The 13,361-nt window shown below is 47.4% G+C and carries 9 protein-coding genes; 7 read left to right on the top strand and 2 right to left on the bottom strand.

Annotated features, from left to right (window positions below; genetic code table 11):
• The first annotated feature begins 323 nt into the window (after positions 1–323).
• The 3 genes from DMB45_RS10280 (at position 324) to DMB45_RS10270 (ending at position 4,086) form a co-directional block, all read left to right on the top strand.
• Entirely contained in the window at positions 324–905 is a 582-nt protein-coding gene (locus tag DMB45_RS10280) for a DUF3575 domain-containing protein (protein ID WP_041502516.1), read from the top strand.
• 12 nt (positions 906–917) lie between these two features.
• A complete protein-coding gene (locus tag DMB45_RS10275; protein WP_110688749.1) occupies positions 918–2,345 on the top strand; it encodes a DUF3868 domain-containing protein in 1,428 nt (475 codons plus the stop codon).
• A 64-nt stretch (positions 2,346–2,409) separates the two neighbouring features.
• A complete protein-coding gene (locus DMB45_RS10270; RefSeq protein ID WP_110688748.1) occupies positions 2,410–4,086 on the top strand; it encodes an Mfa1 family fimbria major subunit in 1,677 nt (558 codons plus the stop codon).
• An 80-nt stretch (positions 4,087–4,166) separates the two neighbouring features.
• Here the strand turns inward: DMB45_RS10270 and DMB45_RS15005 are convergent, their stop codons facing one another.
• Positions 4,167–4,289 (bottom strand): hypothetical protein, encoded by a 123-nt coding sequence (locus DMB45_RS15005; RefSeq protein WP_262509670.1) that lies wholly within the window; start codon positions 4,287–4,289, stop codon positions 4,167–4,169.
• A 47-nt stretch (positions 4,290–4,336) separates the two neighbouring features.
• Between DMB45_RS15005 and DMB45_RS10265 the strand changes: the two genes are divergently transcribed.
• The 4 genes from DMB45_RS10265 (at position 4,337) to DMB45_RS14905 (ending at position 11,452) form a co-directional block, all read left to right on the top strand.
• Positions 4,337–5,404, top strand: a complete 1,068-nt coding sequence (locus DMB45_RS10265) for a FimB/Mfa2 family fimbrial subunit (protein ID WP_041502459.1) — start codon at positions 4,337–4,339, stop codon at positions 5,402–5,404.
• 84 nt (positions 5,405–5,488) lie between these two features.
• Positions 5,489–6,589, top strand: a complete 1,101-nt coding sequence (locus tag DMB45_RS10260) for a hypothetical protein (RefSeq protein ID WP_181416511.1) — start codon at positions 5,489–5,491, stop codon at positions 6,587–6,589.
• Positions 6,590–6,611: 22 nt separating this feature from the next.
• Positions 6,612–9,728 (top strand): hypothetical protein, encoded by a 3,117-nt coding sequence (locus DMB45_RS10255; RefSeq protein WP_052634404.1) that lies wholly within the window; start codon positions 6,612–6,614, stop codon positions 9,726–9,728.
• 11 nt (positions 9,729–9,739) lie between these two features.
• Positions 9,740–11,452: a hypothetical protein gene (locus DMB45_RS14905; RefSeq protein WP_236684933.1), complete on the top strand. Its 1,713-nt coding sequence runs from the start codon at positions 9,740–9,742 to the stop codon at positions 11,450–11,452.
• Between the two features lie 658 nt (positions 11,453–12,110).
• On the opposite strand, the gene DMB45_RS10240 is transcribed toward DMB45_RS14905, so the two are convergent.
• Positions 12,111–13,301 (bottom strand): 6-phosphofructokinase, encoded by a 1,191-nt coding sequence (locus tag DMB45_RS10240; protein WP_041502457.1) that lies wholly within the window; start codon positions 13,299–13,301, stop codon positions 12,111–12,113.
• Between the last annotated feature and the right edge of the window lie 60 nt (positions 13,302–13,361).

The raw sequence follows: 13,361 nt of genomic DNA, 5'->3' as shown, positions 1-13,361 counted from the left end.
ACGCAAAATTAGTGAAAACGCTGAAAACGACAATGAAAACCGATAAAAAAAAATCGGTTTTCAAAAATGAATCTGGTCGGATGTTAAGTGAATACCGGAATTTGTTGTACAATTCTGCCATCCTTTAACTATAACTCCCTAAAAATAAGGCAATATTATTTCTGTCTTTCTCTTAAAAAGAGAAGTGGTTAGAAAAAGTTGTATGTATATCAAGAAATGCCGTGTCGTGTTAATTTTCTTGTATTTGCATACGCATTATACATGTATTGCAAATGATTGCCATAGAAGGATATATAAAACAACATATGTAACATATAATGGATATGAGACTGAAATTAACTGTCATCGCTGTCATGCTGACACTTTTTTCGAGTGTCAAGGCGCAGGATGTAGCATTGAAGACGAACCTGCTCGCCGATGGCTTTTTCAACCCGAACCTCGGTATCGAGGTGGGGCTTGCTCCGAAATGGACTTTGGACATTACGGGACAATTCAACGCGTGGACTCTCTCGCACGACCGTCGCTGGAAACACTGGGCCGTGCAGCCCGAGGTCCGTTATTGGCTGTGTGATCGTTTCGGCGCACATTTTTTCGGTGCGCATTTACATGGGGGACAGTACAACATCGGCGGTTTCGATGGCAAAATCAACATTTTGGGGACGGATGCCCGGAAACTGAAGGATTCTCGTTATCAAGGCTGGTTTGTAGGTGCGGGCGTGGCATACGGCTATGCATGGATTCTCGGTCACTATTGGAACTTGGAGGCGGAAATCGGTTTCGGTTATTCCTATACCCGTTACGATAAGTTCCGGTGTGCAGGATGTGGGAAAAAGATAGAAACGAACAAGCCGCACCACTACGTGGGACCCACCAAGGCGGCCATTAACCTGGTTTATCTATTCTAAATTGCAACGAACATGAAAAAGACGATATTCATACTGGCAACCTTGCTGGGCATGGGAAATATGTCGGGAGCGATGGCGCAAGACACAAAAAACATTCTACCCGGTGTTTCCATCGAGAATTTCAATATGAATCGTAACGGCAAATACCTTACTGTAGAGATGGATGTCGATTTGACCGCACTCGACGTGGACGCCAACCGCACCGTACTGCTTACCCCTCGATTGGTCAACGGGGCGGATTCTCTGGACTTGCCGTCGATAGGTATTTACGGACGCCGTCGGTATTATTATTATGTACGAAATGGTATAAGCACCATTTCGGGCGGGTCGGAGAAGTCATTTCAAGTATCGAAAAAACCGGAACAACTGGAGTATAACAACCCTATTCTCTACGAAGATTGGATGAACGGAGCCACGCTCAAGCTACATCGTAGCGACTGGGGATGTTGTCAGGAAATACTGGCGGAATACGAAGGCGATCTGGGAAGCCACCATGAGGCGTTTTTCCCCGAACTGGTATTCGTGCAGCCCAAGGCAGAAATCATGAAAAGCCGTTCGTTATCCGGTTCGGCATACATCGACTTCCCGGTGGATCAAACGGTGATTTATCCCGACTACCGTCGGAATACGGTCGAGTTAGGCAAGATACAGGCGACCATCGACTCCGTGCGCAATGACAAGGATGTCACCATCACTTCCGTATGGTTAAAAGGGTACGCCTCGCCGGAGAGCCCCTACAAACACAACACGGAACTTGCCATCGGACGTACCGCCGCACTCAAAAAGCACATAGGACAACTATACCGTTTTGCGGATAGCGTCATCCAAACCGATTACGAGCCTGAGGACTGGACTGGATTGCGCCGTTACGTGGAACAATCGAATATCGACCACCGTGCGGAGATTCTGGCTTTGATAGACAGCGATATGGAACCGGATGCCAAAGAGTCGAAAATTAAGCGCACTTACCCCAACGAGTATCGCTTCATGCTGCAAAATTTCTATCCCGCGTTGCGCCATACCGACTACCGCATAGACTACAACATCCGCACGTTCAGCGAAGTGGATGAAATAAAACGCATCATGGCGGAGCAGCCGCAGAAATTGAGCTTGGACGAGTTTTACCTCGTTGCCGGAAAGTATGAACCCGGCACGGACGAGTTCACGGATGTCTTTCAAACGGCGGTGCGCATGTTCCCGAACGATGAAACAGCCAACCTGAACGCCGCCAACGCCGCCATCCGCCGTGATGATTTCGGGACGGCACGCAAGTATCTCGACAAGGCCGGCGACTCCGCCGAGGCTGTCTATGCACGTGGAGCGCTTGCCGTGCGGGAGGGAGATTACGACACGGCACGCCGCTACCTCGGCAAGGCGAAAGAGATGGGACTTGAACAGGCCGGCAGGACGCTTGACGAACTGAACGAAAGGCAGAAATGACATCAAATCAATAATATAAATCAAAAGAGAAGAAACATATTTTCAAACAATTTAATTTAACGATATGAAAAAGAACTTTTTATTTATATCTGTATTGGTATCCCTGTTTATCGCGGGATGCTCACGGGATGAGATTGCTCCGAACGAGGAGGATGTAGGCAACGGTAAGGCTAATACCAGCTACATTGCCGTAAACCTGGTGTCTTCAGATGTTACACGTGCACGTGCCGCTTCCGGTTACCAGGATGGAGAAGATTATGAAAACAAAGTTACCAAAGTTCGTTTCTATTTCTTCACCGAGAACGGTGCCGCCACTGATGTCAAACTTCAGGGCTCCACTTATGTAAATTACTACGACTGGCCGAACGTGGAGCAGATAGGTGGTACAATTGACACGGATGATATTGAAAGTAAACTTAAGGCCACTATTGTCATCAGCACCAAGTCCGGAGACAAACTTCCCCAGATGATGGCGGCTGTGCTGAATCCCACCACTAATTTGGGCAACGAGTCAAAGAGTCTTGATGACCTAAAGGCGATTTCCAAAGATTACGCTTCCGACGACTTCACCAAAGAGGGCTCGTTCGTTATGTTCAACTCCGTATATGGAAATAAGGGTGCAGAGGTCTGCGCTGTTCCCGTAAAGGCTGAAAACCTGTGTAAGGAAGAGTCTGAGGCCAAATTACATCCCGTCACCATATATGTTGAGCGCAGTGTGGCCAAAGTTACGGTCAGTTTGGGTGGTGCAGTAAAACTCGCTGGCACTGACAAACTGCCACTGAAAGATAAGAAAGGGAATGCACTCACAGCTGACGGAAAGCAGGTTTACCTAACACTTGAAGGCTGGGCCCTGACCGCAGAAACCGATAACAGCAGACTTGTCAAGAAAATTAATCCCACGTGGCCAAGTGATTGGTGGAACGGCACACACCGCAGTTTCTGGGCCATGAATTCTTCTAATGCAAAGAACAAGTATAATAAGTACGCCGATATCCCTAATGCTATTGACACTGTATTGTACACCAATGAGAACGCCGCTAAGGCTGATGGTAGTGATGTTGCCGAACTGGCCAAAACCAAGGTTATCCTAAAGGGGTTCCTCTGCAATGAAGACGGCTCTCGCTTGACTTTGGTAAGACACATGGGTTCCCACTATGCCGATACATATTCCGAGATACCGTCTGAAAACCTCCCCCTCCTGAAGGCAAGTATCCTTGCCCAGCTGAAAGCCAACGGCTATAACTACTATTATGGAAACAGTACAACGCGTACACAGATTGGTACCGACGATCTTCAGATTGTAATTGCTAAACAGCTGGAAGAAGAGAACAGTACGAACAACTGTTATGTATATGCCCAACTGACAGAAGTCGCAAAAAAGAAAACATGGTACAATTCTGCGGATCAAACTGTAACAGAGACTATTAAAGCAGATACGATTAACGAGAAACTTAAGAACAAGAATATAATTGACTGGGCTTTGGTTTGGAAATCCGGTATGACCTACTATTATTACGAGATTATTCATAATGGTGAAGGTGAAAATGCTACTAAGGGCGTAGTCCGCAACCACGTGTATAAGACAAACGTGACAGGGATAGCTGGCTTCGGCACCCCTGTCTACGATCCTGAGCAGGTGATTTATCCCGAGAAGCCCGACCCCAATGATCACTACATTGCGGCTGAAGTCAAGATTCTGTCCTGGCGCATTGTCAATAATGACTATACTTTGGATTGGTAATGAACCTGACCGCCCGAAGGCGTTCCTGATACTTATGATGAGTGGGAAACGGCTACCGTCTCCCACGCATCATACAATAATCAAATAAATAAACACAGTACCCGCCCACCGGCACACAAGGGAGGTGCGGCATCGGAAACCTGTACATAAAACAGGTATCCCACTTGACGAGGAAATCCGGATGCGGAAGTTCCGCACATCATACATATATAAGTAACACTGGTATAAACTATACAAAAGAGTATACGATATGGATATACAGGCATTGATAAGGAATGTGGTAGTGAAGGTCGGCGTGGCGTCGGTCTGCCTGTTGGTTCTTCCGTCATGCAGTAACAACTGGCTCAATGAAGAAGAAGGCGATTGTTCGGTGTATTACCGGCTCAAATTCCGTTACGACAGGAACCTGAAGTGGGCGGATGCTTTTGCAAACGAGGTTTCATCGGTGCATCTGTATGCCTTCGACACGTCGGGCATACTGACATGGCAGCGGGAAGAACAGATAGATCCGTCTACGGCGGAGAACTATTCGATATCGCTCGACCTGCCTGCCGGCGACTATCGGCTGTTGGCATGGTGCGGTCTCAGGAACGACGGCGGGCATGAAGAGTCCTTCTCCGTACCTGAAGCCCGTGTCGGCGAGACCCGGATGGAGCAGTTGCAATGTGCGTTGAACCGCCAGCATGACGAGTCAGGTGCCTACAGCAAAGAAAGGCTTTATCGACTCTTTCACGGCACTTTGGATGTATCGCTGCCTTCTAACGACGACGGAGGCAGTTACGACTATACCATGTACCTGACCAAGAACACCAACCATATCCGCATCATACTGCATCATCTATCGGGAGAGGATGTGGATGTCAATCAATTCACCTTCCGCATAGAGGACGAGAACGGGTTGATGGCTCATGACAACGAGTTGCTGGAAGACGAGAACATCACTTACCGTCCTTGGAAAATGCAGAACGGCGAGGCCGGCCTGGGGAAAGCCGATTCCCGTGCCATCATCCATGTAAAGGGTGCTATCGCTGACCTGACTGTAGGACGCATGATGGAAACCCATCGTGAAAAGATGTTCCTTACCATCACCAACCGAGAGGGCGGGATTGTGGCCCGCATCCCGGTGATCGACCATGCTCTGCTGGCGAAAGACTATTACGAGGAGGAGTACAATCGCACGATGACCGATCAGGAGTTTCTGGACCGCGAGGACGACTATGTGATGACCTTCTTCCTCGACGAGAACAACAAGTGGATTAGCAGCTACATACTGATTCAATCTTGGCGGGTGGTGCTGAGTAACGTTGATGTTGAATAATTAGGAAGAAGGATTGGACTGATGAAACCGAACATTATACATAGCATTGCAGTCTGCCTGGCGGCATTCGCACTGCCTTTTATGGTGGCGTGCAGCAGTCGGGAAGAATCCTTACCGGAGGACACTATGGAAGCTGCTCTTTGTTTGAATATAGAGCCGATTGTACAGACGAGGTCGGAACTGGCAGAACTGCCTGACAACGAGAAGATGAAAAGTGTGCGCGTCGTGATCCTGCATGCTGATGGGACGGTGGAACATAACGAATTTTATCGGTTGGGCGGTGCGGTAGAGCGAAAATACATATTACTTAAGGTAAAACCCAACGAAAAGAAAAAGATATTCCTCTTCGCCAATGAAGAGAGCGTATCGACTGTAGAAGGCGTAGCGGGGCCAAACCAAACGCTGACCGGTTTCTTCGACAATTATGCAGAGAGTACGTCCGGCTTTGAAGCTGCGGTGAACGGGCTCTATTTCGCTCCGGACTACTCGGGCGGAAAATCCATCCCGATGTCCTCCATGTACGAAATAGATTTCCCTGAAAAAGGAAGTTTCTATGGGACGTTCTACGTGGTACGTGTCGCCACCAAGTTCACGGTGAACTTTATGAACTGGCGTGGCGAGAAAGTGACTGTGAACAATTTCACCATAGCGAGCCATGCCGACAAGAACTTTCTGATGGCGCATGTCGATGACACCGAACAGAACCGACAATTATTCAATGGGAAAACTTGGATAAATTGGTTGAAGGAGGTTTCCGACGCTTCGTCCGAAAATGACGATTACGCCACCACGGAAGCCGCCGGCTGGTTGAAGGACTACCAATTACCTACACAAGCGGATAAGACAAAGACCTATACCCACGGGACGGTTACTTTAGGAGTACCGGCAGTTGATATGGAAAACCCTGATAACTCAAAACCGGGTGTAGCAGAGAATGTTCCCGTTTTCTACCTGCCCGAGAGCATGAACCCCAAGGCGGGTACAACGGATGGCGAGCAGGAGTACACCCTGACAATTAATATAGACGGAAGGAGTGAACCTTTTGTCTACACGCTGCCCAACTTGAAGGCACTTTTTCGTAACACCCATGTCGTGGTGGACATAACATTGTATAATAGTAATGAAATCGTAGTTGATGTGATTCCATATAGCGAAAAATTCCTTTATCCAGCATTTGGATTGTAAAAAAATAAATGGAAAGAAGTATATGAAGAAGAGTTTTACACAATATATGATTGTCTTCCTGATGAGTTTTATCGTTGCCGGTTGTCAGGACGAATTTCTGAAGGAAGAAACCATAGGCGAAGGTCACGCGATGGTTTCCGCCACATTGGACTTCAAACCCATGTCCTCGGCGCTAGCCCGTGCACGGACTGCCGGGGATGCCCTAAAGGATATCAGCTCTCTGCATGTATTGTTGTATGATTACGAAACAAAGGCACTGAAAAAGAGCTGGGAGATAAAAGGATACACCATGTCCGATGAAGACCGTAAAAACACGGATGCGGAAAACGGGCACAGCGCGGAAGAAAAAACGAGACGCGCCACTTTCAAGCTGCCGGAAGAAATCGAATTCGGCAAGTATTATATGTATGCCGTTGCGAACATCCCCGACTTACTTACAAACTCGAAGTACTCTGAAGCCATAAAAACAGTGGAAGACCTCAAGAATATTCCCCTCGCATGGGACTCCGAAAACATAGCTAACAATGGCCAGATGATAGGCTTTTTTACAAAAAAATCTGTTCCCGCTCTATCAGCGGACGACGAGTCTCTTGTAGTGAATGAAAAAAGCGTAAAACTCCACGCGTGGGTGCGCCGTGCGGCTTCCAAAGTGACCATCGCTTATGACGGCTCGAACCTCAAAAAAGATGTATCCATCTATATTATGGCTGCCTCCATAAAGGACATACCCAGATCATGTCCGCTGGGAATGCCTAATACACCTGCCCACAATGATTTACTCGTACATGACGGAGGTATTATAAAATATTTCGAGGGCGATATCCAACCCGATGTGGACGGTTTCAAAGACCATTATAAGGCCGTTATCACTAACCAAACGCCGACATACGGGTCGGATCATTCGGAAACGGCTGATGCTCTCTTCTTCTACGAGAATATGCAGGGCGAAGGTAAGGACAAGACGCAGACGGCCCCCGGACCGGGAAATAACAACGGCAATGACCATGCCATAGGCTATCCCAATCCGGATAAAGATGTCGAGGGTTCCGGCTGGAAAGACAACAAACCTTACGGCACTTATATCGAGGTCAAGGCGATATACCAATCGACGAATACCGAGCGCCCCGGAAACGGAATCATAACTTATCGCTTCATGCTCGGCAAAGACATATACAGGGACTACAACGCAGAACGTAACCATCACTACAAACTGACCCTGAAATTCAACAATTTCGCCAATGATTATGACTGGCACATAGAATACAAGGAACAGGTCCTTGAGGTGACAGAGCCTAAAGTGATGAATTACCAGGGAAAGGTCTTCGTCCCTGACAATTCATTGCCCAACCGCGGGCATAAGTTCAGTGACAAAAACACTGTAACAGTTACGAGCTATATAGAGGAGAACGAGAAAATAAAGATGGATTTCTCGATAAAGTACCGTGACTCCGGTAAGGCGGATTTTTCCGATGCTTCCGAGTGGCTCGAATGCGTTATTGAAGATGGCGATGTCCCATACGAGAAAAAGGTGGGGTTCAAAGTCAAAGAAGAGAGACTGCAACCCGATGAAAAAATAAACATAAATGCCAAACTGCAATCCGCTCCCTCGAAAGGTTCGAAAGACGCCCCTTACAATCTTGCAGATCCGAATGGTACACCTAACAGTATCGTCTGCACGGCCAACTGCTACATGGTCGATGCTCCGGGATGGTATATCTTTCCTTTGGTATATGGCAATGCGATTCACAACGGGATAGATAATAAAAGTTCCTACACATATACCGGCGGAAGTACTGGTGATAATATATTGTCAGTGTTCAGGAACCATCTCAATAAGCCTATTACAAGTCCCTATATCAAAAAAAACGAAGGTTGCAACCCCACAAACGCGTACTTCGTATGGCAGGACGTGAACGATCTTCTGCGTCCAAGCTATACGTGGGAAAGTGAGCCGCATGACGAATCCCCGACATATTTACCGGATGCTTACGATGGAAAAGGAGGAATCAGATTCTATGTCGGTGCGAATATTAAGCAGGGAAATGCCATTATAGCGATAAGCGACAAGGCACCTGAAAAAGTAAATGATGGTACGTGGAGGGTTATTTATCCCAATGCTATATGGAGCTGGCACATCTGGGTAACCCGTCTCGATGTCGAGGACAGCGACAAGACCATCAAGGTCACCGCCCATGATACTAATCGCAAGTTTGAATTCATGCCGATGAATCTAGGCTGGTGTTCCGAAGACGGAGAGGAAATAAAGTATTACAAAGAACGCGAGTGTGAGGTCCAGTTTATTTCCGGTAATAAGATACAGACGATAAAGATTGTCAAAAAATCGCACATGGCTTTCACCCGTGGCAATAATCCCTATTACCAGTGGGGGCGCAAGGATCCTTTCGGTGGAAGAACAGAAGACAGGGTTAATAAGAAGAGATGGAATTACATAGGATATGATGTCAACGATAATCCTCCGCTGCTCACAGGTTACTTCGATGATTCAAAGTTGACCACACGTGCTGCCCTGCACTTGCTTATACAGAAACCAGATACATGGCACAATCCACCACGAACAACGGGGACGGGAGGACATGATTTTGACAGCGACAACAAAACATACGCCAATCTGTGGGAAGGACGCCCCGGAACAGACCCGTCAGCTCAAATTCTTAAGACCATATATGATCCATGTCCGGTAGGTTATCAGGTATCCCATTATAATGCTTTCACCGGCTTCACGACCACGGGTAACAACACCGATTACTCTCCGGAATGGTACGATGTGCGGGTTGAGAACATCGCTGACTACGATGAGACGACCCAGTCGTGCGGAATATATTCGGATAACCTCTACGAGTTTTATACGAATCCCGATAAATACCAGTCGATCATATTCCCCCAGACCGGTTATCGGGATTGGAATAGTTATGCGGATGTCTATCATCTGGACAAGATCGGCTATGTCTGGGCAGCGGGAAATGTGAAAAATGACGACAACAACTCTTACAATTTCGAGTTTTCGCGCATGGATGAAGGAAGCAATAGCTATGTACGCCCGAAAAACACCTTCTATCCTTGTGACGGCTTCCCCGTGCGTCCGGTCCGCAACGGTAACCACGGCATAAACACGCCTTAAAGTTTGTCGTTATGCAAGATGCCGAGTTTCGTTATAGCACCGTGCAGGAACGGTACCGTATTGTCAAGATGGCCGTGAAAGAAATCCGCGAACAGGAAGAGTTGGAAAACCTCATTACGGCCCTCGCCTCCGGCAACGCGGAAGAGCTGGATGCGTATTGCGGCGAGGACAAGGTTATCCGCGTCTATAACGATTTGCAGCTCGGGTTAGCAGGAGACATCACGCTTACCATTCCGGATGGATATGCACTTGATGGTACGGGGCATAACCTGACAGTCACCGGTGGAGATTTGACGATTAGCGGTGGTGTAAGTGGTTTGTACATCACCAGAAAAAGCAAAATCAATCGGAGCAGCCTTGAAAAAGAGAACGGGTCTAACCGGGTAAGAGGGTGCAAGCCGGAGACGGAAGCGAAATATCGTTCAGCACTGGAGTTGTACACTGCCACTGATCTTTCCTATGTCGAGATAGGTCGGCAGTGCGGAGTTTCTCTCAGCGGATTTTCCCGATATATCCGTACCTATCATCGCCATTTGATGCTGAAACGAAAGGGTATCAAATACAGTCTGGAGGAAGCCGGCAGTATTAAAATAAGTCAGCGATGCGGACAGCGTCCCGAAACACATGCCAAATACAAGGAGGCTATTGCGGCGTGTGACAGCATGGAATATATTGCATGCAACGTATCGCAGATTGCCTGTGAATTCGGATTGGACGGTACGAACCTTGCCAGACAGTTGATTACACATTATCCCGACGTGCTGGAATTTCGTGAGCGGACACGTCAACAGTTGGGTTTGAACGATAACCTGCCGCGCGGTATGCGCCAGTGGTGCAAAGAACAGTATGCCGAGGCGGTGGAACTTTTGCGTGCCGACCGTTATATCACGCTACAGGATGCCGCCAAGCGTTGCAATGTCTCCTACACCGGATTGAAACAACACTTGATATTCTACCACAAGGAGTTGGTTGAAAATCGCATCAAGATACGCGAACGGGCTGTAAGACAGCAACGCAAGGGCAAGATAACGGGGCGTGGAACGCTTCATGCTCCTTCCCCTGAAACAATTGAGAAATACGCGGAAGCCCTACACTGGTACCGCACTACGCCGTTGTCCGCCAGAAAGATAGCCAAGCAGACGGGGGTGTCGATAAAAGGGTTTTACGAATACTTGCAAACATGGCACAAGGACTTGGTTTGCAGGCGAAAAGGCATTCCTTACGAGGAAGGCAAGCCTGTGGACTGGTCATCCGTGCGAAGATATAACCCTGCTACGGCAGCCAAATACGCGGACGCCATAGCCCGGTTGAAAGAGGGCGGACTTACAACGGCAAAGGTCGCCGCCGAGTTCGGTCTGCATCCGGAATGCTTTAGACAATACCTGAAAGAACACGAGCCGGAACTGCACGCCAGCTTGGGAATGAAAAAGACGGAGAACGGTAAAATGGTATCGCCTCAAAGCATGGAGAAATACGCGGAAGCCATACGCCTGTATGAAACGACCCCGGAATCCTTGAAATCCATCGCCCGCCGTTTCGGACTGCACGCCTGCTCGCTGGGACAATTTATCAAACGGCATTTCCCCGAACTTATGGAACGCCGTAACCTGCGGGAAAAAGAAAGGAACCGGAAAGGCGAAAAAGAGCGGTCGGAATCTACCGAATTCGCCTTGAAAAAGGAGACCGAGGAAAAAGTGCATCCTACAGGCATTGGTCCTGCGTAACTCGGCGTATTTTTTCGCGTTGTTGGAACTGTCGACGATTTGGTTGTTTTTGATGCGTTTTTTTTCTTTGAAACGTAATTCGAGATAGTCTGAAGAACCGACTTGACCTCCGATTAGGTTTGTTTCACTTCGTCAAAGCAATGTGAATGTTGAACCGGAGACCTGTTGCGTTCTTCCGATTCCCGCGTGTCGGCCATATGCAGGTATTTGGTACGCAAATCGAACAACAGTTTGTTCTTGGCAGTCGCTTCCGCACGGCCGACACGGAAACTCTGTGATTTGGCGTCTCAATCCTCTAATGAACCGGTAATATATTAATACCCTTGGTACGCGGGTATAGCCGGTTTTAAAGAATATCATCTCCAGCTTGACCATTTTCTGGTCCTTGGGGTTTTGTTTGCCCCGGATGTTGATCGTGTACATAATAAGGATAACGTGTTAGTTAAATGGTACTTTTAATTCGCCTTGGTAGGCATCAAGTCAGCTTAATTAACCTACATAGAAGCCTATTTGAAAAGTGTAGGACTCTCGGCGAAATAGTGGTTATACGGTTTAATCCGTACTTGTATCGTTTGTTAACACGTTATCAATCAGTGAATTTTAAGCAAAATTAAAATTCATTTCGAAAATAAAGGTAACCCACAAAGAGACCGCTTTTTTATAAGATCATTTGGGGCATAAATTCAAAACTGTTGTATTTGGGACGAAGCCGTTCCGTGTTATAGAATTTTTGGACGTCGACTAATTTTTTCGAGCTGGTGACGATCTCGATGGGAGCGTTGTCGTAGCGACCGTTCCTGAGGATGACCAATCGTCCGTGTAATCCTTTGTTGATTAAATCCAAGGCGAGATTCCCGTATGCCATAGGAACAATAGAATCTAAAGCGTCCGGATCTCCGCAACGCACGAGATAACCTAATTTTTGGGTAATGGTGTCAATGGCTTCTCCCCGGTTGAATTGGGGGGTCAGCTCTTTCAGTTGCCGAGAAATCAGGTCTCCTATTCCTCCCAACTTTTTATGCCCGAACATATCCTTTTCTTCGCTTTGGAAAATCATATCTCCTCCGGAATAAGTCGCTCCTTCTGAAACCAAGACGACAGAATACCTGCTTGGATTGGTAAACCGGTCTTCGCAGAGCAACTCCGTCAACAGCTCTATATCGAACTGGTATTCGGGGATAACGCATCGATTGGCTGCTCCGGCCAACGTGGGTAACATGGCCGTGAATCCGGCGTATCGGCCGAACACTTCCAAAACCAGGATACGCTCGTGTGAACCGGCAGAGGTCCTTAGATCATGAGTAAGGGAGATGGTTCTGGTAATACAGGTGCTGAAGCCGATACAGTAATCGGTTCCGGGCACATCGTTATCCATCGTTTTGGGAATGGCGACAACTCTTACCCCTTCTTGGCTCAATCTGACCGCGTAACTGAGGGTATCGTCTCCTCCAATGGGTATTAGAAAATCTACTCCTATAAAATCTAAGTTCTTCAATACTTCCGGTGTTAAATCGTTTATATCGTCCGTGTACTTGTCTTGTAAATGTTCCGGAACGCTTGCTTTGGGTACATGGGATGCCCGTGTTCTCGAGGTATGGAGAAAAGTTCCTCCCGTACGTCCTGCTCTGTTTACGATTTCTTCCGTCAATTCGAAAAAGTTATCCGAATTGTCATACTCGGGATCACGGATAATGTCAATGAGTCCTTTCCAACCTCTCCGTATTCCGATTACTTTATAGCCTTCTCTCAGAGCCCTTATTGTTACGGCTCTGATGGCCGGATTCAGGCCGGGGACATCTCCTCCTCCCGTTAATATTCCAATGATTCCTTTTGTTTTTTGTCCTTTCATAGTTTAGCTATTTTTGTGTTCGTAAATTCTCTTCTAATGTAAATAAAATTGTTCAATAGA

This window comes from Sanguibacteroides justesenii, from assembly GCF_003204205.1.
In the GTDB taxonomy this organism is placed as follows: Bacteria; Bacteroidota; Bacteroidia; order Bacteroidales; family Marinifilaceae; genus Gabonibacter; species Gabonibacter massiliensis.
Note: the sequence above shows the minus strand (reverse complement) of the source record. Positions and strands in the feature narration are given on the sequence as shown.

What these genes read in the sequence shown, in the direction of transcription:
- DMB45_RS10280 (WP_041502516.1), top strand. Translation starts at nt 324, where the DNA reads ATGAGACTGAAATTAACTGTCATCGCTGTCATGCTGACACTTTTTTCG.
- DMB45_RS10275 (WP_110688749.1), top strand. Translation starts at nt 918, where the DNA reads ATGAAAAAGACGATATTCATACTGGCAACCTTGCTGGGCATGGGAAAT.
- DMB45_RS10270 (WP_110688748.1), top strand. Translation starts at nt 2,410, where the DNA reads ATGAAAAAGAACTTTTTATTTATATCTGTATTGGTATCCCTGTTTATC.
- DMB45_RS15005 (WP_262509670.1), bottom strand. Translation starts at nt 4,289, where the DNA reads ATGATGTGCGGAACTTCCGCATCCGGATTTCCTCGTCAAGTGGGATAC.
- DMB45_RS10265 (WP_041502459.1), top strand. Translation starts at nt 4,337, where the DNA reads ATGGATATACAGGCATTGATAAGGAATGTGGTAGTGAAGGTCGGCGTG.
- DMB45_RS10255 (WP_052634404.1), top strand. Translation starts at nt 6,612, where the DNA reads ATGAAGAAGAGTTTTACACAATATATGATTGTCTTCCTGATGAGTTTT.
- DMB45_RS14905 (WP_236684933.1), top strand. Translation starts at nt 9,740, where the DNA reads ATGCAAGATGCCGAGTTTCGTTATAGCACCGTGCAGGAACGGTACCGT.
- DMB45_RS10240 (WP_041502457.1), bottom strand. Translation starts at nt 13,301, where the DNA reads ATGAAAGGACAAAAAACAAAAGGAATCATTGGAATATTAACGGGAGGA.